General features: G+C 72.1%; 17 protein-coding genes. 6 read left to right on the top strand and 11 right to left on the bottom strand.

Annotation, left to right across the window (positions count from 1 at the left end; translation table 11 throughout):
* Positions 1-104: 104 nt before the first annotated feature.
* The gene (locus tag IEZ19_RS16785; RefSeq protein WP_189311982.1) at positions 105-899 is read right to left on the bottom strand and encodes a class II aldolase/adducin family protein; all 795 of its coding nucleotides are present in this window, start codon (positions 897-899) and stop codon (positions 105-107) included.
* A 140-nt stretch (positions 900-1,039) separates the two neighbouring features.
* Here IEZ19_RS16785 and IEZ19_RS16780 point away from each other — a divergent pair, with 140 nt between their 5' ends.
* Positions 1,040-1,519: a pyridoxamine 5'-phosphate oxidase family protein gene (locus tag IEZ19_RS16780; protein ID WP_189311981.1), complete on the top strand. Its 480-nt coding sequence runs from the start codon at positions 1,040-1,042 to the stop codon at positions 1,517-1,519.
* A gap of 9 nt (positions 1,520-1,528) precedes the next feature.
* Here IEZ19_RS16780 and guaA read toward each other — a convergent pair whose 3' ends face one another.
* On the bottom strand, positions 1,529-3,109 hold the full coding sequence (gene guaA / locus IEZ19_RS16775) for a glutamine-hydrolyzing GMP synthase (protein WP_189311980.1): 1,581 nt from the start codon (positions 3,107-3,109) through the stop codon (positions 1,529-1,531).
* 278 nt (positions 3,110-3,387) lie between these two features.
* On the opposite strand from guaA, the gene IEZ19_RS16770 reads away from it, so the two are divergent.
* Positions 3,388-3,693 (top strand): chorismate mutase, encoded by a 306-nt coding sequence (locus IEZ19_RS16770; protein WP_189311979.1) that lies wholly within the window; start codon positions 3,388-3,390, stop codon positions 3,691-3,693.
* Positions 3,694-4,437: 744 nt separating this feature from the next.
* Complete coding sequence (locus tag IEZ19_RS16765) at positions 4,438-5,481, top strand: LPXTG cell wall anchor domain-containing protein (RefSeq protein WP_229840387.1); 1,044 nt, start codon at positions 4,438-4,440, stop codon at positions 5,479-5,481.
* A gap of 78 nt (positions 5,482-5,559) precedes the next feature.
* On the opposite strand, the gene IEZ19_RS16760 is transcribed toward IEZ19_RS16765, so the two are convergent.
* The 9 genes from IEZ19_RS16760 to IEZ19_RS16720 all read right to left on the bottom strand — a co-directional run bounded on the left by IEZ19_RS16760 (position 5,560) and on the right by IEZ19_RS16720 (position 20,689).
* Positions 5,560-7,365 carry a GMC family oxidoreductase N-terminal domain-containing protein gene (locus tag IEZ19_RS16760; protein WP_189311978.1) on the bottom strand — a complete coding sequence of 602 codons (1,806 nt, stop codon included), beginning with the start codon at positions 7,363-7,365 and terminating at the stop codon, positions 5,560-5,562.
* A gap of 29 nt (positions 7,366-7,394) precedes the next feature.
* Positions 7,395-9,023, bottom strand: coding sequence for a succinic semialdehyde dehydrogenase (locus tag IEZ19_RS16755; protein ID WP_189311977.1), 1,629 nt, complete (start codon positions 9,021-9,023; stop codon positions 7,395-7,397).
* A gap of 290 nt (positions 9,024-9,313) precedes the next feature.
* Positions 9,314-10,027: a serine/threonine-protein kinase gene (locus tag IEZ19_RS16750; RefSeq protein ID WP_373296987.1), complete on the bottom strand. Its 714-nt coding sequence runs from the start codon at positions 10,025-10,027 to the stop codon at positions 9,314-9,316.
* A gap of 46 nt (positions 10,028-10,073) precedes the next feature.
* Positions 10,074-10,781, bottom strand: a complete 708-nt coding sequence (locus IEZ19_RS16745; RefSeq protein ID WP_229840386.1) for an MBL fold metallo-hydrolase — start codon at positions 10,779-10,781, stop codon at positions 10,074-10,076.
* A gap of 50 nt (positions 10,782-10,831) precedes the next feature.
* Complete coding sequence (locus IEZ19_RS16740) at positions 10,832-12,463, bottom strand: serine/threonine-protein kinase (protein ID WP_189311976.1); 1,632 nt, start codon at positions 12,461-12,463, stop codon at positions 10,832-10,834.
* A gap of 91 nt (positions 12,464-12,554) precedes the next feature.
* Positions 12,555-14,201, bottom strand: a complete 1,647-nt coding sequence (locus IEZ19_RS16735; RefSeq protein ID WP_189311975.1) for a serine/threonine-protein kinase — start codon at positions 14,199-14,201, stop codon at positions 12,555-12,557.
* A gap of 58 nt (positions 14,202-14,259) precedes the next feature.
* The gene (locus tag IEZ19_RS16730) at positions 14,260-15,894 is read right to left on the bottom strand and encodes a serine/threonine-protein kinase (RefSeq protein WP_189312132.1); all 1,635 of its coding nucleotides are present in this window, start codon (positions 15,892-15,894) and stop codon (positions 14,260-14,262) included.
* Positions 15,895-16,037: 143 nt separating this feature from the next.
* Positions 16,038-18,560 carry a serine/threonine kinase C-terminal domain-containing protein gene (locus IEZ19_RS16725; RefSeq protein ID WP_189311974.1) on the bottom strand — a complete coding sequence of 841 codons (2,523 nt, stop codon included), beginning with the start codon at positions 18,558-18,560 and terminating at the stop codon, positions 16,038-16,040.
* A 164-nt stretch (positions 18,561-18,724) separates the two neighbouring features.
* On the bottom strand, positions 18,725-20,689 hold the full coding sequence (locus IEZ19_RS16720) for a serine/threonine-protein kinase (protein WP_189311973.1): 1,965 nt from the start codon (positions 20,687-20,689) through the stop codon (positions 18,725-18,727).
* 136 nt (positions 20,690-20,825) lie between these two features.
* Between IEZ19_RS16720 and IEZ19_RS16715 the strand changes: the two genes are divergently transcribed.
* The 3 genes from IEZ19_RS16715 to IEZ19_RS16705 all read left to right on the top strand — a co-directional run bounded on the left by IEZ19_RS16715 (position 20,826) and on the right by IEZ19_RS16705 (position 23,497).
* Positions 20,826-21,338: a PadR family transcriptional regulator gene (locus IEZ19_RS16715; RefSeq protein WP_189311972.1), complete on the top strand. Its 513-nt coding sequence runs from the start codon at positions 20,826-20,828 to the stop codon at positions 21,336-21,338.
* A gap of 102 nt (positions 21,339-21,440) precedes the next feature.
* Positions 21,441-22,607, top strand: coding sequence for a DUF2306 domain-containing protein (locus IEZ19_RS16710; RefSeq protein ID WP_189311971.1), 1,167 nt, complete (start codon positions 21,441-21,443; stop codon positions 22,605-22,607).
* A complete protein-coding gene (locus IEZ19_RS16705; protein WP_189311970.1) occupies positions 22,604-23,497 on the top strand; it encodes a hypothetical protein in 894 nt (297 codons plus the stop codon). Before IEZ19_RS16710 ends, IEZ19_RS16705 begins: the two co-directional genes overlap by 4 nt.
* The last annotated feature ends 8 nt before the right edge of the window (positions 23,498-23,505 follow it).

The raw sequence follows: 23,505 nt of genomic DNA, 5'->3' as shown, positions 1-23,505 counted from the left end.
GAGGCGGAGCGTCACCCGCGTACTGGATGTACTCGGGTGAGGCGACAACGCCGCGAGGTGCCGTGCCGGGCGTCGCGAGCCGGTGAACCTTTCCGGTCACAGCACTAGCTCAGCAGGTCGGGCTCGCTGCGGCTGATGTCCTGCCACAGGGGCTGGTAGTTGATCCAGGCCACGAGATCGCCGCCGAGCTGTTCGCGGGTGGCCGTCGCGAGTTTGTGGTCGATGAGGATCGGGCGGCCCGCGGCCTTCGCCGCCTGCTGGACCTGGCAGGACTTCTCCATCGACAGGAACCACCAGGCCGCCGCGTCCACCGAGTCGCCGACGGTCAGCAGCCCGTGGTTGCGCATGACGAGAGCCTTGCGGCTGCCGAGCGCGGCCGCGATCCGGCGGCCCTCCTCGGCGTCCACGGCGACTCCGGTGTAGGCGTCGTACAGGGCGTGGTCCTCGTAGAAGGCGCAGCTCTCCTGGCTGATCGGGTCGAGCAGCTCGCCGAGCGCGGACAGGGCGCGGCCGTGCACGGAGTGGCAGTGGGCGACGGCGACGACGTCGGGGCGGGCGGCGTGGACCTGGGCGTGCACGGTGAACGCCGCCTGGTTGATGTGATAGCGGCCCTGGACGACCTGACCGTCCCGGTTGACCAGCACGAGATCGCTGACCGTGACGTGCTTGAAGGGCATCCCGAAGGGGTTGACCCAGAAGCAGTCGGAGAACTCGGGGTCGCGTGCGGTGATGTGCCCCGACACCCCGTCCTCGAAGCCGGACCGCCCGAAGATCCTCAGGGCACCCGCGAGCCGTTCCTTGCGGTGCCGGCGTTCGTCCTCGAGCGAGTCGTGCATCGGCGGCATCGCGAACTGCAGCCGGTCCGTGGGCAGCGGCAGAGGCGGGGTCGGCCCGTGCATAGGTCCTCCTGCACTGGGTTTGCTTTACGGGGCGGAAGTTACCGTCGGTCAGCGCAGGAGAACAGAGCTGTTCTGTAAAGAAGAGGCCGGGAGCCGATTCCGGACAGGGGATGTCGGGTTTCACCGGGAGACTGGGCGGCATGAACCAGACAGCCCGCTGGGCGGATTTCCGCTCCTCCGCACCCGAATTCGCGCAGACGGCCGAAGACCGGTTCGGCGCGTTCCGGCATCACGTCCTGGCGACCGTGCGCAAGGACGGCTCGCCCCGCACCTGTGGCCTCGAGGTCCGCTTTCTGCACGGCGAGCTGTGGCTCGGCATGATGCCGGACTCGTTCAAGGCCCTCGACCTGCGTCGGGACCCGCGCTTCGCGCTCCAGGCGAACCCGGGCCCGGACACCGGCATGGGCGGCGGTGACGTACGGGTCGGCGGGCGCGCCGTCGAGGTCGTCGACACGGCGGCGAAGGGGGCGTACAGGGAAGAGGTGGAACCGCCGGAGCCGTTCCACCTCTTCCGCACCGAGTTGACGGAGGTCGTACGGACCTATGTGGAGGACGAGACGTATCTCGTCGTCCAGGTCTGGAAGCCCGGAGAGCCGGTGCGCACGCTCAAACGGACATGACCGTCGGGACTACTCCCACTCGATGGTGCCCGGCGGCTTCGAGGTGACGTCGAGGACGACGCGGTTGACGTCCCGGACCTCGTTGGTGATGCGCGTCGAGATCTTCGCCAGGACGTCGTACGGCAGCCGGGACCAGTCGGCGGTCATCGCGTCCTCGGAGGAGACCGGGCGCAGGACGATCGGGTGGCCGTAGGTGCGGCCGTCGCCCTGGACGCCGACGCTGCGGACGTCCGCGAGCAGGACCACCGGGCACTGCCAGATGTCGCGGTCGAGGCCGGCCGCGGTCAGCTCCTCGCGGGCGATGGCGTCGGCGTCGCGCAGCAGGTCGAGACGCTCCTTCGTCACCTCGCCGACGATGCGGATACCGAGGCCGGGGCCGGGGAACGGCTGGCGCTGGACGATCTCGTCCGGCAGGCCCAGTTCCTGGCCGACCATCCGGACCTCGTCCTTGAACAGCTTGCGCAGCGGCTCGATCAGCTTGAACTCGAGGTCCTCGGGGAGGCCGCCGACGTTGTGGTGCGACTTGATGTTGGCGGTGCCGGTGCCGCCGCCGGACTCGACCACGTCCGGGTAGAGCGTGCCCTGGACCAGGAACTCCACCGCCGGACCCTCGTCGGCGATGATCTCGGCCTGGGCCTGCTCGAAGACGCGGATGAACTCGCGGCCGATGATCTTCCGCTTCTCCTCGGGGTCGCTGACCCCCTTGAGCGCGGTGAGGAAGCGCTCCTCGGCGTCGACGACCTTCAGCTGGACGCCGGTGGCGGCCACGAAGTCCTTCTCGACCTGCTCGGTCTCGCCCTTGCGCATCAGGCCGTGGTCGACATACACGCAGGTCAGCTGGGAGCCGATGGCCTTCTGGACCAGCGCGGCGGCGACGGCGGAGTCCACGCCGCCGGACAGACCGCAGATCGCGCGCTTGTCGCCGACCTGCTCGCGGATCGCTGCGACCTGCTCCTCGATGACATTGCCGGTCGTCCAGTTCGGGCTCAGGCCCGCGCCCCGGTAGAGGAAGTGCTCGAGCACCTGCTGGCCGTATGTGGAGTGCATCACCTCGGGGTGGTGCTGGACGCCGTACAGCCGCTTCTCGTCGTTCTCGAAGGCGGCGACCGGGACGACGTCCGTGGACGCCGTCACGGAGAAGCCCTCGGGGGCGGCGGAGCAGGCGTCGCCGTGCGACATCCAGACGGCCTGCTCGGCGGGGGTGCCCTCGAAGAGGGTGGAGGACGTCCTGGAGACGTGCAGATCCGTACGGCCGTACTCCCGGGCGCCCGTGTTGTCGACGGTGCCGCCGAGGGCCTGCGCCATCAGCTGGAAGCCGTAGCACATGCCGAACAGGGGAACGCCGGCCTCGAACAGCGCGTGCTCGACGGTGGGGGCGCCCTCCTCGTACACGGACGAGGGGCCGCCGGAGAGGATGATCGCCGCCGGGTTCTTGGCGAGCATGTCGGCGACCGGCATGGTGCTCGGCACGATCTCGCTGTAGACCCGGGCCTCGCGGACGCGGCGGGCGATGAGCTGGGCGTACTGCGCGCCGAAGTCGACGACCAGGACGGTGTCGGGGGTGGCGGCAGCGGTTGTCGCTGATGACACGGGGTGCCTTCCGGCGGTTGGGCGGGGGTCTGTGGTTACCGATTCTAACGGGGCGGGAACGGAGGACGTCCTCGCGTGGGCGCCGTGGCATACTGGGCCCATGCTCACGCACGGGACCTTCCTCTTTACCTATGGCAACCGGCCCACCGGCTGCCATGGTCGTGCTGCTTGAGCCACTGACAAGCGACTTCCCAGGCGCCCCGGGCCGACAAGGTCCGGGGCGCCTGGCGTTTCCGGGGACTGTCGGACAGGGGCGCACCGATCAAGGAGCCCCCGTTATGACCTCCACCGCCACGGAGAAGACCACCGCCACGGAGAAGACCGGCGCCCGTACCGCCGAGGCCGCCGACGCGATCACCGGCGCCCGGGAGCGCATCGACGCGCTCGACGACCGGATCATCGGGCTCGTGCAGGAGCGGATGGCCGTGTCCGCCGTGATCCAGCAGGAGCGGATCGCCTCCGGCGGGCGGCGCGTGAACCTGTCCCGCGAGATGGAGATCCTCGGCCACTACAGGGAGGCGCTGGGCAAGCCGGGCACCGCCCTCGCGATGACGCTGCTCGAACTGTGCCGCGGTCGCATCTGAGTTCGGGCCCCCTCTCACTCGTACGGCGCGTGACCGCCGCGCGGACCGCTTCGTTGGTCCCGGTGTCCGTGCCAGCCAGGGGCGGGCCCGAAAGAACCACGCGTGGCTCGCTCTGGAGCGATGAGACGTGCGGATCGTGCCGTGCGTCGTGGGACCTCGCTCCAGGGAAGTGACCGGACGGCAGGGGACAGCAGCCCGGTCATCCAAGAGAACCGGCCGGCTCCGGGGACGCCCGGGGTCGACCGGCGGAAACTGCCGAACTGCACAAGGGCTGGGTCGAACGGTTGCGGAGGCCGCGTTCATCCAGCACGATGCGGAGAAAGCCCCAAGTCTCCGAACAGACAACCTCATTGCACTGCACCGCACCACCCGGCTGCCAGAGGTCGAGACCACCCGCGCGTCCTGTGCGCGCCGGGGCGGCGACCACGTGCACAGGGCGGGGTGCGGGGCACACGTAACAAGCGGCGCAACCCCCCGGCGCCGCTCCCGGGCACCGGCGCTGCCCTGACGCCGGTGCTGACGCAGAAGGGCCCCGCGGCCCCGTCCCGCGGGGCCCTTCGCTTGCGCCCGCGCCGTATGTGATGTCGCACACTTAAAAATTCTGTGAATTCGCGTGCAACCTTGCGTGCGCCTCGTTGATCAAACCTCGTGTACCAAGGGCCGCACCCGCGCCCCACACGCGGCGGGCCTCCCCCAACGTTCGTGCTGCGTGCTGCGCAGTGCGCCGGACTCACCGAGGTCTCCATGAAGCTTCGCCGTGCCATGGCCACGGCTGCCGCGACGGCAGTAATAGCCCCGCTCGCTCTCCTGTCCGCGCCGGCCGCGTTCGCGGACGGCGACGAGTCTCCGAGCACGTCGATCAGCAGCCCGGCGGCGGAGGAGAGCACGCCGGCGGCCGAGGACAGCACCCCCGCGGCCGAGGACAGCACGCCGGCGGCCGAAGACAGCACCCCGGCCGCCGAGGACAGCACCCCCGCCTCCCAGTCGCCGAGCACCAGCCCGAGCGCCTCGACGTCCGTGTCGGCCACGCCGAGCACCACGCCGAGCCAGAGCGCGACGCCCACCGGCGAGCCCTCCGAGTGGCCCGACGACTGCCCCCTCGGCGAGGACGGTGTCGACCCCGAGTCGCAGCTGAGCATCGCCGTGTCCGGCCTGCCCGGCAAGATCGTCGCGGGCAGCGGCTGGCACAACTTCAAGCTCACGGCCGCCAACCACAGCGACAAGTCGCTCGGCACCGTGCAGTGGCTCGCGGTCGTCGACAACTACGCGGAGAGCGACAACGAGAAGGACTGGCTGAGCACCTACGCGCGGCTCGAGTTCTTCAACCCGAAGACCCAGGCGTGGGAGTCCCTCGCGGACGAGATCGGCAACGGTGTCTACTTCGGCGAGACCCCGCTGGGCCCCAAGGAGACCGTCGACATCAAGTTGCGCCTGGACATCACGGCCAAGGCGCCCGCCGGTGACGGCTTCAGCCTGGGCCTGGGCGGATACGTGGACGCGGAGAAGAACTGCGTGCACAGCGCTTTCGGCTTCTACGAGTTCACCGTCCTCGCGCCCGGCAGCAGCAATGAGAACCCGGGCGAGGCCAAGCCCGGCAAGGGTGACAAGCCGGACAGTGGCAAGAAGCCGCAGGGAGGCGCCGAGGAGCTCCCGGCCACCGGCAGCCTCGCCTCCACCGGTTCCAGCTCCGCCCTCCCCACCATCGGACTCGTCGGCGGTGTCGCCGTCGTCGCCGGCGCCGGGGCCGTGTTCGTGGTGCGCCGGCGTAAGGCCGGGACCACCGTCTGAGTGACACCCCAGACATGAGAAGGACCTGCGCCCGGAGGGGGGCGCAGGTCCTTCTGGCTTTCCTTCCGGAGTCGGGGGTCAGGCCTTCGGCGGTACCGTCGGCATTCCGAGGAACGGCAGGCGCAGGGCCGCGAAGGCCTCTGCCGGGACCGCCGGGGTCTTCGGTTCGACCGGCTTCAGGCGTTCGTAGGCCGAGCCTTGCGCCGGTCGCGGGTCCGTCTCGCCCTTGTTCGGCCAGTACGACATCGCCCGTTCCGCCTGCGCCGTGATCGTGAGGGACGGGTTCACGCCCAGGTTCGCCGAGACCGCCGCGCCGTCCACCACCGAGATGCCGGGGTGGCCCCAGAGGCGATGGTACGGATCGATGACCCCGGTCTCGCGGGAGGAGCCGATGGGGCAGCCGCCCAGGAAGTGGGCCGTGAGCGGGGTGCCCATCAGCTCACCCACGTTGCTGCCCGCGAAGCCGTTGATCTCGGCCGCGATCGCCGTCGCCGCCTCCGATGCCGCCCTGATCTGCCTCGGGTTGGGGGCGCCGTGGCCCTGACGGGCCGTCAACAGACCTTTCCCCACGCCGTTCGGCTTCAGGTACGTCGTCAGGGAGTTGTCCAGCGACTGCATCACCAGGCCGATGATGGTCCGTTCCGACCAGCGGCGGTTGGACAGCGAGCGGACCACCAGCCAGGGGTGCCTGGCCGCGTTCGCCAGCCAGGCCAGGACCCTTGAAGAGCCCTCCGCGTACGGGACCTGGAGGATGGACAGGCCGCCCATCGAGTTGGAGCCCTTGCCGTAGCGCACCGGCTCGATGTGCGTGTTCTCGTCCGGGTGGACGGAGGACGTGATCGCCACGCCCTGCGTGAAGTCGGCCTTCGGCGCGTCGTGCGTCTTGCGGTAGCGGCGGTCGGTGGTCTGGGCGCCGACCAGCGCCTCGGAGTTGGTGCGGGTCAGTTCGCCGAGGCGGGGTGAGAGATACGGCAGTTGGCCGTTCGTCTTCATGCGGTGCAGCAGGGTCTGGGTGCCGTAGGTGCCGGCTGCCAGGACCACCCGGCGGGCCGTGAACGTGCGGCCCTCGCCCTTCTTCTTCTCGTCCGTCGGCAGCGTCGTCACCGCGTAGCCGCCGCGCGAGTCGTCCGTCACGGCGACGACCGTCGTCATGGGATGGACCACCACACCCGCCTTCTCGGCGAGGTGGAGGTAGTTCTCGTTGAGCGTGTTCTTCGCGCCGTGGCGGCAGCCCGTCATGCACTCGCCGCACTCGGTGCAGGCGTTGCGGGACGGCCCGACGCCGCCGAAGTACGGGTCCGCGACCTGCTCTCCCGGCTTCGCCCTCGTCTTCCCGTCGGCGTCCTCGCCGTCGCCGAAGAACACGCCGACGGGTGCCAGATGGAAGCTGTCGCCGAAGCCCATCTTCTCTGCGGCGGTCTTCAGATGCGTGTCGGACGGGGTCATGGTCGGGTTGAGCCGTACACCGAGCATGCGCCGGGCCTGGTCGTAGTACGGCTTCAACTCCTCCTGCCAGTCCGTGATGTCCCGCCACTGCGGGTCGTCGAAGAACGCCTTCGGCGGGACGTAGAGGGTGTTGGCGTAGTTCAGCGAGCCGCCGCCCACGCCCGCGCCGGCCAGCACCATCACGTTGCCCAGCAGATGGATGCGCTGGATGCCGTACATGCCGAGCTTGGGGGCCCACAGGTAGTTCTTGAGGTCCCAGGAGTTCCTGGGGAGGGTGTCGCGGGTGAAGCGGCGGCCCGCTTCCAGGACGCCGACCCGGTAGCCCTTTTCCGTGAGGCGCAGGGCGGTGACGGAACCGCCGAAGCCGGAGCCCACGACGATGACGTCGTAGTCGTATGCCGAATCGTCCTGATCGCGGACAGGGTTCTCCTGCGACACGTGCTCTCCTCGTTGAGAACGGGGTGGGTCTAGCGGAAGCGGAACGCCTTCATCAGACGCAGGCTGCGGCTCATGAACGCCGCGTACTTCGCGTCGTCCATGCCGAGTGACGGGGCCATCGGCAGCAGGCGCTGCTGCGCGACGGTCTGGGCCTCGGTGTACTTGAGGATGCCCTCGGAGCCGTGCCGGCGCCCCAGGCCCGAGTCCTTCATGCCGCCCATCGGGGACTGGACGCTGCCGTAGGCGGGCGCATAGCCCTCGTTGACGTTGACGGTGCCGGTGCGCAGGCGGGCGGCGACGTCCCGGCCGCGGCGGGCGTCCTTCGTCCACACCGACGCGTTCAGGCCGTACGGCGTGGAGTTGGCCTGCTCGATCGCCTCGTCGTCGGTCGAGAAGCGGTAGATGGAGACGACCGGTCCGAAGGTCTCCTCCGAGCAGACCGCCATCGGCTCGGTCACGCCGTCGAGGACGGTCGGCTCGAAGAAGTACGGGCCGATGTCCGGGCGGGCGACACCGCCGGCCACGACCGTCGCACCCTTCGCGACGGCCTCCTCGACATGGCGGCTGACCGTCTTCAGCTGCCGCTCGCCGACCAGCGAGCCCATGTCGGCGCCGTAGGCGAGGGACCTGCCGAGCCGCATGGCCTTGGTGCGGGCGGCGAAGCGCTCCAGGAAGGCGTCCGCGATCGACTCGTGGACGTACAGCCGCTCGATGGAGATGCAGAGCTGACCCGCGGAGGAGAAGCAGGCCCGGACCGCGCCGGCGGCCGCCTTCTCGATGTCGGCGTCCGCCAGCACGAGCATGGCGTTCTTGCCGCCGAGTTCGAGGGAGACCCCGACGAGACGGGCGGCGGCACCCTGGGCGACCTCGCGGCCGGTGCGGGTGGAGCCGGTGAAGGAGACGTAGTCGGCGTGCTTGACCAGCTCGGGGCCGACGACCGGGCCGTCGCCGAGCACGACCTGGCAGACGTCGGCGGGCAGCCCGGCCTCGATGAGCAGGTCACGGGCCCAGAGCGCGGTCAGGCAGGTCTCGGTGTCGGGCTTCATCACGACGGCGTTGCCCGCGACGAAGGCGGGCAGGGCGTCGCCGACGGACAGCTCGAGGGGGTAGTTCCAGGGGGCGATCTGGCCGACGACGCCACGCGGGTGGCGCAGCTCGGTGACCTTCGTCAGCGTCGGCATGGCACCGGCGTGCCGCTTCGGCCTCAGATAGGCGGGCGCCTTGCGGCCGTAGTGCCGGGCGGCGACGGCTACGGCCTGGACCTCCTCGTGGGCGTGCAGGCGGGCCTTGCCGGTCTCCAGCTGGATGAGGTCGAGGACCTCGGCCTGCCGCTCGAGGAGCAGGTCGTGGAAGCGCAGGAGGACGGCGGCCCGCTGCCGTACCGGTGTCCGCTCCCACACCGCCTGCGCGGCGCGGGCGGCCTCGAAGGCCTTGAGCACGTCCTCCGGAGTGGACTCGGGCAGGTCGGCCAGCTTCTCACCGGTGAACGGCGTGTGGTTGGCGGTCCGGCCGGAGCCGAGGACGCCCTTCGTGAGCTGCGCGACCAGTTCCGGCGTGACCACGTCGGCGGCCGTGCGGGCGCCTTCGGGGGCGGGCGCGAGGGGGTTGGTACCGGTCGTGTGCGTGCCGGTCTTCTCCGGGGCCTGCGAGTCCGTCATGAGGCGCAGGGTATGTCGGAGCGGAAACTTTGGGTACCCGTCGGTAACAGGGATTCACCGAGTGCTCACATCCCGCCAGTGATCACTGGCAGAAAACGCGCTGATCAGGGCGTTGGGGGTGTGGATGATCTGTGTCACGAGCTTTTCCCCTGGCGGACCAGTACGTCACAGGACTACGGCCGACCGCGCCTCCGGCGCCGCGGGACGCTCCCCGGCGACCGCCGCCAGCACCGCCGCGGCCTCCGCCGCGCCGGGTCGCTCCCCCGGGTCCGGCAGCAGCAGCCGGCGGATCAGCGGGCCGAGGGGACCGGCGTGCCCGACGGCGCCGAAACCGCCGTACGACCGACCGGTGACCACCCCTCGACGGCCGCACGGAGCAGCGCGCCCAGGGACCACAGGTCGGACGCGGGTCCGGCGCCGCGCTCCACCAGCCGCTCGGGCGCCATGAAGTCGACGTCATCGTCGGACTCGGCACCGTCACGCGGTTCGTCGCCCTGGGGATGGCCGATGCCGAAGTCGGTGAGGACCACCCGGCCGGTGCCGGACTCGATCAGGACGTTCGCCGGTTTGACGTCCCGGTGCACGATGCCGACCGCGTGGGCGGCGCGCAGGGCACCGAGGACGGCGAGGCCCATGCGCGCGGCTTCGGCGGGCCGCATCGGCCCGTTCACCAGGGCCGTGCGGAGGGACTCGCCGTGGATCATCTCCATGACGATCCAGGGGAGTCCGTCCTCCACCAGTACGTCGTGGATGGCGACCGCCGCCGGGTCGTCGACGCGCGCGGCGGCACGTGCCTCGCGGTAGAGGCGGTTGGCGGCCCGCAGGCGTTCCTCGTCCGCCGGGTCGCCCGGCAGCCTGGGCTCCTTGACGGCGACTTCCCGCTCCCGCGACTCGTCGAGCGCCCGCCACACGGTGGCCGTCGGGCCGGTGCCTATGCGCTCGATCAGCCGGTAGCACCCGCCCAGCAGCCGCCCCCCGGGCGCGAGTTCACCGGTTTCGCTCATGCCCCATCAGTACCGCGCATACCGCTCTCTTGTCGACGCGGCCCGGTCAGAGAGCCCACCGGTACAGGGAGAAGCCGCCGCCGGTGCGTCGTACCTGCACACCCCCACCGCCGGCGAAGTGGGCCGGAACCACCAACTCCCGCTCCTCGGCTGCCCGTTCGAGCACGCGACGCCGGCTCGCCACGGCCTGCCCGGGATCGAGGCAGAAGCAGCTGCTGCACTCGGGGCGCAGGATCTGCACGGGGCTGTGGAGCAAGTCGCCGACGAACACGGCGCGTTCACCGCGCGAGACCAGCCGCAGGACCGAGGAGCCGGGGATGTGGCCGGGGGCGGACTCCAGGGTGAGGTGGTCGTCGATGCGGTGCTCCCCCTCCCACAGCACGGCAAGGCCGGCCCGGCGCACGGGCGCGACGCTGTCCTCGTAGCGGAACCGGTCGTCCACCCGCCTGCCGCCCCCGTACCCGCCCTCGGGCCCGAAGTGGCGGTCGTCGGCGGCCGGGATCAGATAGCGGGCGCGGGGGAACGACGGCACCCACGCGCCGTCCACGGCACGGGTGTTCCAGCCGACGTGGTCCGCGTGGACATGGGAGTTGACCACGACGTCGACGTCCTCCGCGCGCACCCCGGCCCGCTCCAGCCGCCCGAGCAGGTCACCCTGCCGCTGGTGGAAGCACGGGTTGCCGGGCCGCTCGCGCCCCTTCCCCACCCCCGTGTCGGCCCTCTCGCACGCGTTCAGCCGGGAGTTCGGGGTCACGCCGGGCCGGTACCGGGAGCGGGTGCGGGGAGCGTGACCCTGGAAGACGGTCAGAGCTTGTCGATGTCGAGGTTCTCGATCGCCGTCCTGGCCACCTCCCGGCCCCGGGCGGTGAAGTCGCCCCTGCCGGGATAGCTGATCGTGAGCCGGTACATGTCCCCTGACCTGGCCGCGTAGTAGTAGATCTGCACCTCGCGCCGGCGCGGGTGCTGGCTGTCGGTCGTGGTGTAGGCGATCGTGTTCTGCGCCGCCTGCCTGCCCTTGTACTCGGCCTCGCCGTCCGGGTGCGTCTTCGTGTCCGGGCCCCCGGGCATGGACAGGTTGTAGTCGCCGCCGCTCTTGAACTTCTCGTTGTCGTCGTACATCTGCGACGGCGCGTTGCCCTTGATCTCGTTCAGGGAGTCGTCGGACTTCCTGGCCACATTCAGACTGATCCAGATGCTGCCGCTCGCGTCCGTGTACGTCACCCAGTTCTTGTCCGTGTCGTCCTTGGCGGGCATGCCCACCTCGTAGAGCGTGGGGACGGCCAGCGTCACGCCGAGCCGGGGGTCGGCCTTCTTCGTCCAGCCGTCGGGGAGCGGTCCCGCGAAGGGGTCGGCGAGCACCAGGTACCCGGCGACCGCCGCCGCGACCACGACCGCGCCCACGCCGATCCAGAGCTTGCGGCCCCAGCGGCGCAGGCCCCCGCCGACCGGCCCGGTGACCTGGACGGCCTGGGTGGGCACCGGGGCGGGCGGGTTGGCGGCCGTCTCCAGCAGGGCCCGGACCCGGGCCGCGTCGGGGCGGTGGACCGGGTCCTTCTGGAGCAGACCGTTGATCGCCTCGGCGAGCGGGCCGCGTGCGGAGGCGGGCGGGGCGGGGGTCGCGTTGAGGACCGACTGGAGCGTGGCGGGGGTGTTGCTGCGGCGGAAGGGAGAGACGCCCTCGGTCGCCGCGTACAGGACCACACCGAGCGACCACAGGTCCGACGCTGGACCGGGGCGTTGCCCCAACACCCGCTCCGGCGCGATGTATTCGGGCGATCCGACGAAACCGCCGGTGTCGGTCAGATTCGTCTCGCCCTCGATCTGCGCGATGCCGAAGTCGGTGAGGACGACCCGGTCGTACCGGCCCAGCAGGACGTTGTCCGGCTTGACGTCGCGGTGCAGGACGCCCGCCGCGTGCGCGGCCTCCAGAGCGCCGAGCACCTGCAGCCCGATCCGCGCCGCCTCGCGCGCGTCGAGTGTGCCCTCCTGGAGCGCGTCGCCGAGAGAGCGCCCGCGCACCAGCTCCATCACGATCCACGGCTGACCGTCGACGACCGCCACGTCATGGACGTCCACCACGGCCGGATGGTCGAGCCGCGCCGCCGCGCGCGCCTCACGGCGCATCCGCTCGAAGGCGTTGGCCCGTTCACGTTCGGGAAGGTGGTCCGGTACGCGAGGCTCCTTCACCGCGACCTCGCGGTCCACCGTCTCGTCCTTGGCCCGCCACACCGTGCCCATGCCGCCGTGCCCCAGCTTGGCCAGCAGCCGGTACCGGCCGGCGATCAGCCGCCCGGCGCCCGACTCGTGCCCGGGCTGCGGCGGCACCGTACGGGTGGGCTCGGGACGCGGCGGCTCGGCGGAGTGCGGGTCGGGCGGTCGCAGTTCAAAACTCGTCGGCTCGTCGGCCCCGTGGCGGGCTCCCCCGTGACTGCTCATACGTCCATCCATATCGCGCCATGTGCCCCCACAGCCACCACCGTCGAGAACCGGTCACAGACCCGTGACCCACGCGCCGCGAATACCCCTTTCAATCACCGGCGAATTCAACGGCGAATGTGTCGACGGCGACGTCGAAGTGCTCCCGTGCCTCCCGCACCTTCCCGACCGGCGCCGACACCCACACGTCGTACAGCCGCCCGTTCTCCTCCCAGCACAGGTCGTACGTGTGCCGGGGCCCCTCGGCCGCGCTGAAGCCGTTCCAGGTGAACTCCCAGAGCGCGGCGGGCCGTCCGGTGTGCGTGGTGCGCGTGACCCTGCCGTCGTGGTAGCCGGGGTTGGTGCGGGGGCCCTCGGCCGCGGAGCGGCGCATCGCGGCCAGCGGGCCGCCCGGGTCCGGGGCGGCGACCCTGATGCCGAGGCGGAACGTCTCCCCCGGCGAGAGATAGAAGACCCGCTCGCCCTGCGCCTCGCGCGTGAAGCCCTCGGGCACGGCGAGGGAGAAGCCGGCCGGATCCCGGGCCAGGCGGTAACCGGACGGCGCCGTACGGGTGTCGGCGGCGCTCGGCGAACTCGGCGGCGAGGCGGACGTCGTGGCCGAGGCAGACGGCGTGGGCGAGGTGCTCGCCGTGGTGTGCGGTGCCGAACTCGTCGGCGTAGCGCCACCTACGCCACCGCCCCGGTTCAGCAGTAGCGCCGCCGCCGACACACCGGCCCCGGCCATCGCCGCCACGAGCAGCGCGGCGACCAGCACGCTCCGCGTGGAGGGCCGCGCCTGCTGCTGCTCGACGGCGGCAGGGGCCGGTAAGTCCCGCTGGGTCGGCGAGTACGGGACAGAGAGCCTGGGTGCACGGCCCACGAGGCGGGGGGTACGGCCTCCGGAGGCGCCGCCGGGCCGCGGTGTACGGCCCGTCTCGAGGAACACCCGCAGCATCCGCTCCGCCTCCGCCGCGTCCAGACGCCGGTCCGGGTCGCGCTCCAGCAGGCCCCGTACGACGGGCAGCAGCGGCGCGGCCTGCGCGGGCGGGCGGATCTCGGCGGCGACGACGGCGTGCAGGATGCCGCCGAGCGAATCGCGGCGGAACGGTGACTCGCCGCTCAGCACCGCGCACAGCAGTACACCCAGCGACCACAGGTCGGACTCGGGGCCGGTCGCGGCCCCCGCCATCCGCTCCGGTGCCGTGTACTCGGGCGAGCCGACGAAGGAACCGGTCTCGGTGAGGGTCGTCGCGCCCGCGACCTGCGCGATGCCGAAGTCGGTGAGGACGACGCGGTCGGTGCCGGACTCCACCAGGACGTTTGCCGGTTTGACATCGCGGTGCAGGACACCGGCCGCGTGCGCGGTGCGCAGCGCGCCCAGCAGGTCGATGCCGATGCGGGCGGCCTCGGCGGCGTCCACGGGCCCCCGCGCCGAGATCCGTTCGGCGAGCGAGCCGCCGTCGATCAACTCCATGACGATGTACGGCCGTTCGCCCTCCTCCACCACGTCGTGCACGACGATGATGTGCGGATGGCCCAACTGGGCCACGGCACGGGCCTCACGCAGCGTCCGCTCGCGGTGGAGCCGGGCGTCGTCGTCGGAGAGGGAGTCGTCCTGGGCGAGTTCCTTGACCGCCACCCGGCGGCCCAGCAACTGGTCGGTCGCCCGCCAGACGACACCCATACCGCCGCGCCCCAGCCGCGCCTCCAGGCGATAACGGCCCGCGATCACACGGCAGTCGTCCCCCGGGATCCCCATGGGCCCATCATGCCCCACGGGACGCCCCGGCTCCTGAGCGCCGATCGGCCAAGCGCGTTCAGTTCTCGGGGGGCTGCCAGGTCTGCAGCACCCAGGTGAACTGCTTGCTCGCCGTCGCCCAGTCCTCGGCGGGCGACGACAATTCGATCGCGTACTCGGTGCCGGAGAGGGCGATGTAGGTCTCCTCGACGGCGTGGCGCGGCCCCGCGAGGTACGGCGGATCCTTGGCCAGCGCGTCCCAGGTCCACTCCCACCGTGAGCCCGTACGGTCGCGGTAGATGTTGTCCTTCAGCGTCACGCGCTGGTATCCGACCAGCCGCTTCAGCTGCACCTCCAGGTACCTTTGGTGATCGCCGGGGTTCGCGAAGTCCGGTGCGGTGTCCATCGCGATGCGGACGAAGTGGATGCCGCCGTCGGGCGAGTAGTCGATCTGCTTGATGCCGCCCTCGGTGGGGAACACCTTGCGCGTCCAGCCCGGGGGCAGGGAGAGGCTGAAACCCAGCGGGTCGTGATGCGGCTCCCAGTCGGCGGGCACGGTGCCGCCCGCGGGCGGTGTGCCCGTCGGGCTGCCCGTGACCGACGCCGTGGGGCCCGGGGTGTGCACACCGATACCGTTGTCACCCTCGCGCCCCGAGTCGTACTGCTGCAACGCCACCGCGGCGGCGCCTCCCACGACCGCCGCGCAGGCGACGACGAGGGCGAGCGTACGGAGCCGGCGGTGCCGGGGCGGGGCGGGGGCCGCGGGCGGGGCCACCGCCGTGTGCGAGGTGACCGGAGGAGGACCGTACTGGGGGCCGATGGCCGACCGGTACTCGATCCGCCCGCCCGGGTGGGAGCCGCCGTGCTGCGTCGGCACGTACGCCTGCGCCGTGTCGGGCCGCCGGCCCTCCGCCGCCTCGGCGAGCATGTGCTCGGCCTCCGCGGCGGCCGGGCGCTGCGCGGGGTCCTTGCGGAGCAGGGCGGTGATGACGGGGCCGAGCGCACCGGCGTACCGCGGCTCCTCGGCCTCCTCCTCGACGACCGCCTGCATGGTGCTCAGCGGCGAGGTGCGCCGGAACGGCGAACGGCCCTCGACCGCCGTGTAGAGCGTGGCACCCAGCGCCCACAGGTCGGAGGAGGCGCCCGGGTCGTGGCCACGTACCCGCTCGGGCGCGAGGTAGTCGACCGAGCCGACGACCTCACCGGTCCGGGTGATGGTGGAGTCGCCCTCTATCTGCGCGATGCCGAAGTCGGTGAGCAGGACGCGGCCGTCCCGGCCCAGCAGCACGTTGCCGGGCTTGACGTCACGGTGCAGCACGCCGGCGGCATGTGCGGCGCGCAGGGCCCGCAGCACCCACAGCCCTATCCGGGCGGCCTCGCGCGGCTCGACCCGGCCCCGCTCCTTGACCGCGTCGGCCAGCGAGTTGCCCTCGACCAGCTCCATCACGATCCACGGACGGCCGTCGTGCTCGAGCACGTCGTGGACGGTGACGACGGCGGAGTGGTTGATGCGGGCGGCGGCGCGGGCCTCGGCGCGGGTGCGGGCCAGCAGGACGGCCTGGTCGCTCCCGGAGACGTAGAGCGCGGCGGTCAACTCCTTGACGGCGACCGACCGGTGCAGCACCTCGTCGTGGGCGCGCCACACCCTCCCCATGCCGCCGCTGCCGATGGAGTCGGCAAGCCGGTAGCGGCCCGCGATGAGCAGGCCTTGCATCTGATTCACGTTGCCCCGCTTTGGTCTTGACGGGGTCAGACTAGGGACCGGCCTGCCTTCAGGGAACAAGCGGGGTCGCAAGGAAACCGCACTGTGACGGTTGTCGCTTCTCCGGTCGACCGGGAACCGAACGGCGATGCCGCTCAGCCGGTGTACCGGTACGTCGCCGACGCCTGCTCGTACAGCCGCGTCACCTCGTCCCGCTCGGCCTCCGGACCGCGCACCTGCAGCACGTGGTACCGCCCGTCGAGGAGGATCGCGATGTTGCGCACGAAGAGGTCACGGCCCTGGTCGTCGGTCCAGGTGAACTGCCCCTCCGCCATGGTGCGTCCGCCCACCTCGATGGTCCTCAGGCCGGTGGCGGTGGCCCAGCTGGAGTCGCGGTAGGGCTGGAGTTCGCTCTCCTTGTCGCGCTGGTACGCCATCGGATCGCTGCCGTACGTCGTGGTGCCGTCCCGGCCCGGCACGACGAGGAGCTCGAAGTTCCCGTGCGAGTAGACCACTTGGCCGCGCCCGTTCCTGGGCGTGCGGTCCCAGCCGTCGGCGACGGCGACCTGGAAGCCCTCGGGGTCCTTGCGCAGGGTGAAGCCGTCGGCGGCGGAGGGGTCGGTGGTGGTCTGCGTCTCGGTGGAGGGCGCGGAGGAGGCCTGTCCGGCCGGGTCGGCGGAGGACTCGCCGCCGGGAGCCCGTGACGGGTCGGCCGGTGCGTGACTCGCGCCCCGGTCGCCGCTCGCGGCGCCGGTACTGCCGTCCGACCTGGGCATGAACAGCATGGCGTACGCGATCGCGCCGGCCAGCAGGAGCAGGATCAGCAGGAGCAGGGTGCGGCCCAGGCTGCGCGGGGACTTCTCCTCCTGCCGGGCCCGCTTGTGCCGTCCGTGCGCGCTGTTCACGGGCAGTGCGGTGCGCCGCCTGCGCACCAGCTCGCCGCGCCGCCGTACGATCGGCAGCCGCCGGGGGTCGGTGGGCGGGGCGGCCACGATGTGTGCGCCGGCGTCCGGCTCGGGGGCCGACCGCACGAGTGAGCGCAGCCAGCCGCGCAGCTCCTCGAACTCCGGGCGCTCGGTGGGGTCCTGACGCAGCAGCGACTCGACGACCGGGCGCAGCGGGCCGCACTCCTCCGCGAACGCGGGCGGCTCCGCGCACACCAGTTGCACGAGCTCGGCGGTGGACTCCTCCGGATACGGCGCGTGCCCCTGCACGGCCCGGAACAGCAGCGCGCCGAGCGCCCACAGATCGGTGGCGGGCCCGATGGGCGCCGCCAGCTGCCAGTTCTGGTGCACGGACCCGGCCTGTTCCGGTGCCCACCGCTCGGTGACGGGCCCGACGACGGTCATCCGTACCTGCCGGGCCCGCTCTGCGGCGATCGCGGTGGCGGGGCCGCGGCGGGCACCGGGGACGGGTGTGTCCCACCGGGAGTCGTCCGCGCCCGGCGCCACCGGACCGCCGGCACCGGTGGGCGGAACGGGAGTGCGTCCCTGCTGCGCGGGCAGGGCGGCCGCGGGGCGGCCGGCCGCGTCGGCGGCGAGGACCGGGGCAAGGCCCTGTTCCTCGGCGGGAGTTGTGCGGGGGGACGCTCCGTGCCAGGGGATGGCACCACGGACGCCGTACGGATTGGCGATCCGTCCGGGGGGTGCGGAGTCGGTCCGCTCACCCGTGCTCCGCGGCACGCCGTCGGCACCGCCCTCCGCGGCCGGGCGGGCGCCGGGCAGCGCGGCACGCCCGTTCTGCTGGGCCTCCTGCACCCGGGCGGCGGCGCGGGCGCCCGCCCGGTACGCGGCGATCGCCCCGGCGCGGGCGGCCCGGACGTCCGCACCGCTCTCCACCGCGTAACGGGCCGGCACCCCGGAGCCCCCGGCCCCGCCCGAACCGTCCGCGCCGGACACCGGCAGCCCATGAGCCTCCCGCGCCTGGATCGCGGCGCGACGAGCGGCCTCGGGATCCGCAGCAGTCGCACCGGCACCAGCGGGGCCGGGACCGCCCGAACCGCCGGAAGTGCCTGGGTCTACCGCGGCGCGAGGCCCTTCCGCGTCATCCGTCCCCTCCTGGACCGGCACCGGGTCGTACCCGCACAGCGCCTCCTCCGCCGCCCCCACCGCGAGGCCGGTCAGCATCACGCGGCCGTCGTCGCAGACGAGGACCGTGCGGGCGGTGATGTTCCGGTGGACCCAGCCGTGCGCGTGCAGGACCCGCAGCGCCATCAGCACGTCGGAGGCGACCTCGGCCGCCCGGTACGGCGTCAGCGGCTGCTCGTCGAGCATAGAGGCCAGCGAACGCGCCGCCACCAACTCGCTGACGATCCACAGCGACCCGCCCTCGGCGAACACATCGAAGACCTGGTCGAGCCGGGGATGGTCGGGGATCCGCGCGGCGGCCTGCGCGGCCTCCACGGCCCGCCGCACCGCGGGATCCGCCGGGCGTCGCGTCGCCGTCCGGTCGGCCGGCGCCCGCCGCGCCCTGCGGTCACGCGCCGTGAACCCGTCGGGCAGCCCGTCCGCGTCGAGCACCTCCGCCTCGACGACTTCGGGCAACGGCACCTGCCGTACCAGGACTTCCTGTCCGCTGTAGGTGTCGAATGCGCGGGTCTCGGTGAGTTCGTACTCGTCGGAGGGGGGCAGCGGCAGGCGGTAGCGGTCGGCGAGCACGCGACCCGCGTAGTCGTCCACGTTGCCTCCCCCGCGGTTCGGTCGGTCAATTCCGTTCGTCTTGCGTCCCGTTCCGGATCCCTACCTGAATGCGTACGGTCCGCAACCACTCACGATACGTGCCGGAGGCAAGCCGCAATGAGGGCTTGCCCGATTCTCACGCCCCGAACGCGGGACCGGTCACCTCAGGCCTTCGGTTCGAAGGATCGCGTGAGCGTCCGCCAGGTGTCCCGGCGCAGCTTGTCGTCCCAGTTCGAGGCCTTCGCGGTGTACATCAGGGCGTACCCGGCATGGCTGCTCACGACGAACCCGCGGTCTATCGTCCGGTACTTCGTGCCGCCGTCGACGTACGTGAACTCCCAGTCGGCCGTGTTCCAGCCGCGGTAGTCCACCGACTCGATCCGGATCTTCGTGTACTGCGAGCGCACCATGTAGCGCTCCTGGTTGCGCCAGTCCGCCACCGGGTCGTCCTTGGGCGTGGTCGTCCAGGCGACCAGCAGCTTCTGCCCGTCGGGTCCGGTGAAACGATCCCCCGCCGCGCTCGCCGTCTCGTACTTCCAGCCCTTCGGCAGCCCGATCGAGTACCCCTGAGTCCCCTTGTGCGTCGACACGACCGGCGCGCCCCGACCGCCACCGGAGTTCGAAGACCCGCTGTCACCGGACGCGCTCGCGCTCGCCGAACTCCCGTTCCCCGGCGTCGATCCCGTCGTGGCAGAGGCCGAACCGTCACTGTCCGTACGAGCGCCCTCGTCGTCCTTCTTGGTGTCGGCGCCGGAACTCGCGCTCGCCACAGCCTTGGAACCGCCGCCGCTCCCGGCCCCGTCGGCGCCCTTGTCGTCACCGCCGCCCAGCGTGAGGGCCAGCACGGTGCCGAGCACCGCGAGCACGACCACGACCGCGATGATCACCAGGGTCCGCCTGGGCACGACGTCGGTGAGCGACGCCTTGGGCACGGCGCGCGGCGGAAGATCGGGCGGCGTCATCACGGGCCAGCCCGAACCAGCCTTCCCGGTCCCGCCGTTGCCCACGGTTCCGGACGCGGACGGGGCGGCACCACCGGCACCGGAAGCCGCACCACCGGCATCCGAGACCGCCGTCGAACCGGCCGCGTCCGCCGCCCCGCCGTCCCCGGAGTCGCTCTTCGTCCGAGCCGCCGCGGCAGCCGACGTCGCCGCCCCCGCCGCCTTCCGCACGGACCGCAGCGCGCCGCGCAGCTTCTCCGCGGCCTCCTCGCTCCGCCTGCCCTCGGGCTGCGCGGGCAGCGGGACGACCCGCGTCGCGTCCATGGGCTCCGGCTCGGGCGCCTGGATCACGGCGTTGAGCATGGCGCGGGCGCCCGCGTCGTCCAGCCGGCGCTCCGGGTCCTTTTCGAGCAGGCCGTAGATGACGTCCTTGAGAGGGCCCGCGTTCTTGGGCTCCTCCAGCGGTTCGGTCATCACCGCGGTGAGCGTGGCGATCGCCGAGCCCTTGTCGTACGGCGGGAAGCCCTCGACCGCCGCGTACAGCAGTCCGCCGAGCGACCACAGGTCGGCCGCGGGACCCGGCTTGTGCCCGCGGGCCCGCTCCGGGGAAATGTAGGAGGGCGCGCCGACGAGCATGCCGGTCGAGGTGATCGACGGGTCACCCTCGACCTGCGCGATGCCGAAGTCCGTGAGCACGACGCGGCCGTCCTCGGCGATCAGCACATTGGACGGCTTCACGTCACGGTGCAGGATGCCCTCGCGGTGCGCCGAGCGCAGCACGTCGAGGATCGCCAGGCCGACCTCCGCCGCCCGTCCGGGCTCGAGCAGCCCGTCCTCGCGGATCGCCTCGGCCAGGGACTTGCCCTCGACCAGTTCCATCACGATCCACGGCCGGTCGTCCTCGTCGACCACGTCGAAGACGGTCACCGCGCTGTTGTTGCGGATCCGCGCGATCGCCTTGGCCTCGCGCAGGGTGCGCGTGATCAGGCGGCGCTTCTCCTCCTCGTCGATGTTCGACGGGAACCTCAGCTCCTTGACGGCGACCGTCCGGCCGAGGGTCTCGTCCTCGGCCCGCCAGACCGTACCCATGCCGCCGCGGCCGAGCACTTCTCCCAACCGGTACCGCCCGGCGAGGAGACGTCCGCTCTTGTCCTGACGGGATGCTCCCGCCCGCTCCGCCTCCGACATGCGTCCCCTCATGCAACCCGCCCTGACAGAGCCTCCATTGTCCCTCACCCGACAAGTGCCCAACGCGCCGGGTGCCCCCTCGTCACGCCCGGGCCCGAGGAATCCCCGGCTCGGCGCACGGCGGTACGGTCGGGCCATGCCGGAGACACGTCTGACGCCCACCTCGTACCTCGTCCTCGGAATCATCGGGCAGTTGGGGGAGGCGAGCCCGTACGACGTGAAGGTGGAGGCGGGACGGACCGTGGCGCCGTTCTGGCAGGTGCCGCACGCGCAGGTGTACGCGCAGTGCGACCGGCTGCTCGCGGCCGGGCTGCTCTCGGAGGTCCGGCAGAGCGGCGGCCGGGGTCGCCGGGTGATGCGGCTGACCGACGCGGGGCGAAAGGCCCTGCGCGAGTGGCTCGACGACGACACCTTCGTGCCGGTCGAGGCCCGTGAACGCGGCATCCTCAAGCTGTGGTTCGGCGCCGAGCCAGGTGTCGTCGCGCCGGCGCAGGTCCGGGAGCACCGCCGCACCCTCAACGAGTACGAGGCGCTCGCCGAGGAGGTGGGCGGGCTGCTGACCACGGGACAGCGGCAGGCGCTCGAGTTCGGCATCCGCTACGAACGGATGATGGTCGGTTTCTGGGAGTGGGTCGAGGACGGTTCCTGACCCGTTGACGCGTGCGGCGCGGGTCACTACCTTCCCCATAGTCCAAAATGGATGGTCCAAAGTGGACTGTCAGGGGACGACGACGATCCCGCAGGAGGCCGCATGCCCCGCGACCCAGTCCGCCGGTGGCGGCGCGCCGCCCTGATCACGGTGATCGTGGTGTCCGTGGCGTACGCGCCCGTCGCGATGACCGAGCTCTGGCCGTACGCCGACCCCGGCGCCCCGGCGTTCGGTGAGGCGCTGCTGGCCCGGCTGGTCTCCCCGTCGTACGTCGCCGACGCGCTCGCCACCCGCATCGGCCCGTACGGCCGCAGCCTCGTCCCGCTCGTCGTGCACTCCGTGCTCGGCGGCCTGCTGATGCTGCTCGGCCCCGCCCAACTGCTCACCGCCGTACACGGACGCACCCGGCTGCACCGCGCGCTCGGCGTCGCCTATGTCCTGACGGTGTACGGCTCCATGGCGGGCGCCGGGATCTACCTCGCCCGCACCGCCCCCGCCGACGCGTTCAGCGGCCCGGCGTTCTGGATCGTGCTGGCCACGATCCTGGTCGGCACCGTCCTCAGCGTGACCTTCGGTGTGCTCGCCGTGCTCGGCGGCTTCCCCGACCTGCACCAGCGGTGGCTCCTGCTGAGCTACGGCTTCCTGATGACCGCTCCACTGCTGCGCCTGGAGTGGAGCGCGCTGCCGCTGGTCCTGCCCGGCGCGTCGATGGCCGAGGTCAACCGGGTCGCCATCATGCACCTGGGCTCACTGGTCGCCTTCGGCGCGCTGCTCGCCTCCCGCGCCCTGGACCGCCGGGCTAGCGTGGCGGGGCTGACGGGCAGCTGGGCACCCTGGCCGGTGCTGGTGGCGGCCCATCTGGCGGGACTGGCCGCGCTCGGCCTGATCGTCTCCCGGTCCGCGGAGTGGGGCGACGCGCGGACGCATCTGCTGCTCGGCTATCTGCTTCCGTACGCCATCGTGTACGCCGTCCTGCTGCACAGGTCGCTGACCACCCGGGGCTGGCCGCGCGAGGAGTGGCGCATCCACCTCACCGCCGTGTGCCTGGCCCCCGTGGTGTCGGTGGCGCTGTCCGTACCGTTCGCCGCCGCGCTGAGCATCGACCGGCCGACCGCGCTGTCCGCCGGGGTGACGGTGGGCTGCGGCATCACCACGTTCACGGCGGTGCTGGTGGTGAGCCTGCGGACGCTGCACGCGCGGGAGACGGTCCGCAGGGCCTCGGCCGGCGCCCTTGTCCCCTCGGTCGTCCCGGAAAGGGGATCGGCATGAGCGCCACCCGTGACGCGTCGCGCGAACTGAGCGCCGGCAGCGCACTCCTGGCCACGGTGGTGGGGGTCGTCGCCCTCCTCAACGGGCTGCTGCTCGCCGCCGTCAACGCCTTCGGCGTCCTCTTCGGCCCGTGGGTGTCCCCCGAGCCGCTCGGCCAGGGCATGGTGGGCGCGGCGATGCTCGGCACCACGCCCGGATTGTTCGCGCTGGCCCGCTGCCGCCGCTGGGAGGAGGCCCGCACCCTGATGTGGCCGGTGGTCGTGGCCATGACCGGGCTGAGCGTGGTGACCCTGCTCAACCGGCGCTCGCTGGTGATGGTGCACGGCGGGGGAATCGTGAACTTCCTCTACTCCCCCGACTGGGTCCTGGTGGTCACCGCGCTGGCACTGTGGGCCGTGGTCTGCGCGGTGGCACAGCTCTGGCGACCGCGAACCGTACCTCCGGACGGGGACACCGAACGGCTGCCACTGCCCGGCTGGTCCAAGCCCCCGCTGGCGGTGCTCGGCTCCTCCTGGTCCGGCATCGGCACGGGTCTGGTGGCCCTGCCCGGCTACTGGGGCGACTTCGTACCGTGGCAGGTGAACCGCGCGGACGCACAGGCACTCGGGGTGTGGGCGCTGGCCCTCGGGGTCGGCGTACTGGGCACCCTGGCGGAGGACGACCTGCGCCGCACCCGGCCCGCGGTGCTGGCGGTGCCGGGAGTGGCGGTCGCGGCCGCCGTCGTCCTCGCGGCAAGGGCCGAGGCGGTGCACTGGGCCTCGGGCCCCGCCCTGTCCCTGCTGATCATGCTGCTGGGCCTGCTGGCGGCCGGGGCAGCGGGACTGTGGCTGGGCCGCGACCGGAAGCCCGCCGGAAAGCCCCGGCCGGCCGAGGTCGCACAGCCGGGGTGACCAGTCCG

It is taken from the genome of Streptomyces brasiliensis, from assembly GCF_014647875.1.
Lineage (GTDB): Bacteria > Actinomycetota > Actinomycetes > Streptomycetales > Streptomycetaceae > Streptomyces > Streptomyces brasiliensis.
Note: the sequence above shows the minus strand (reverse complement) of the source record. Positions and strands in the feature narration are given on the sequence as shown.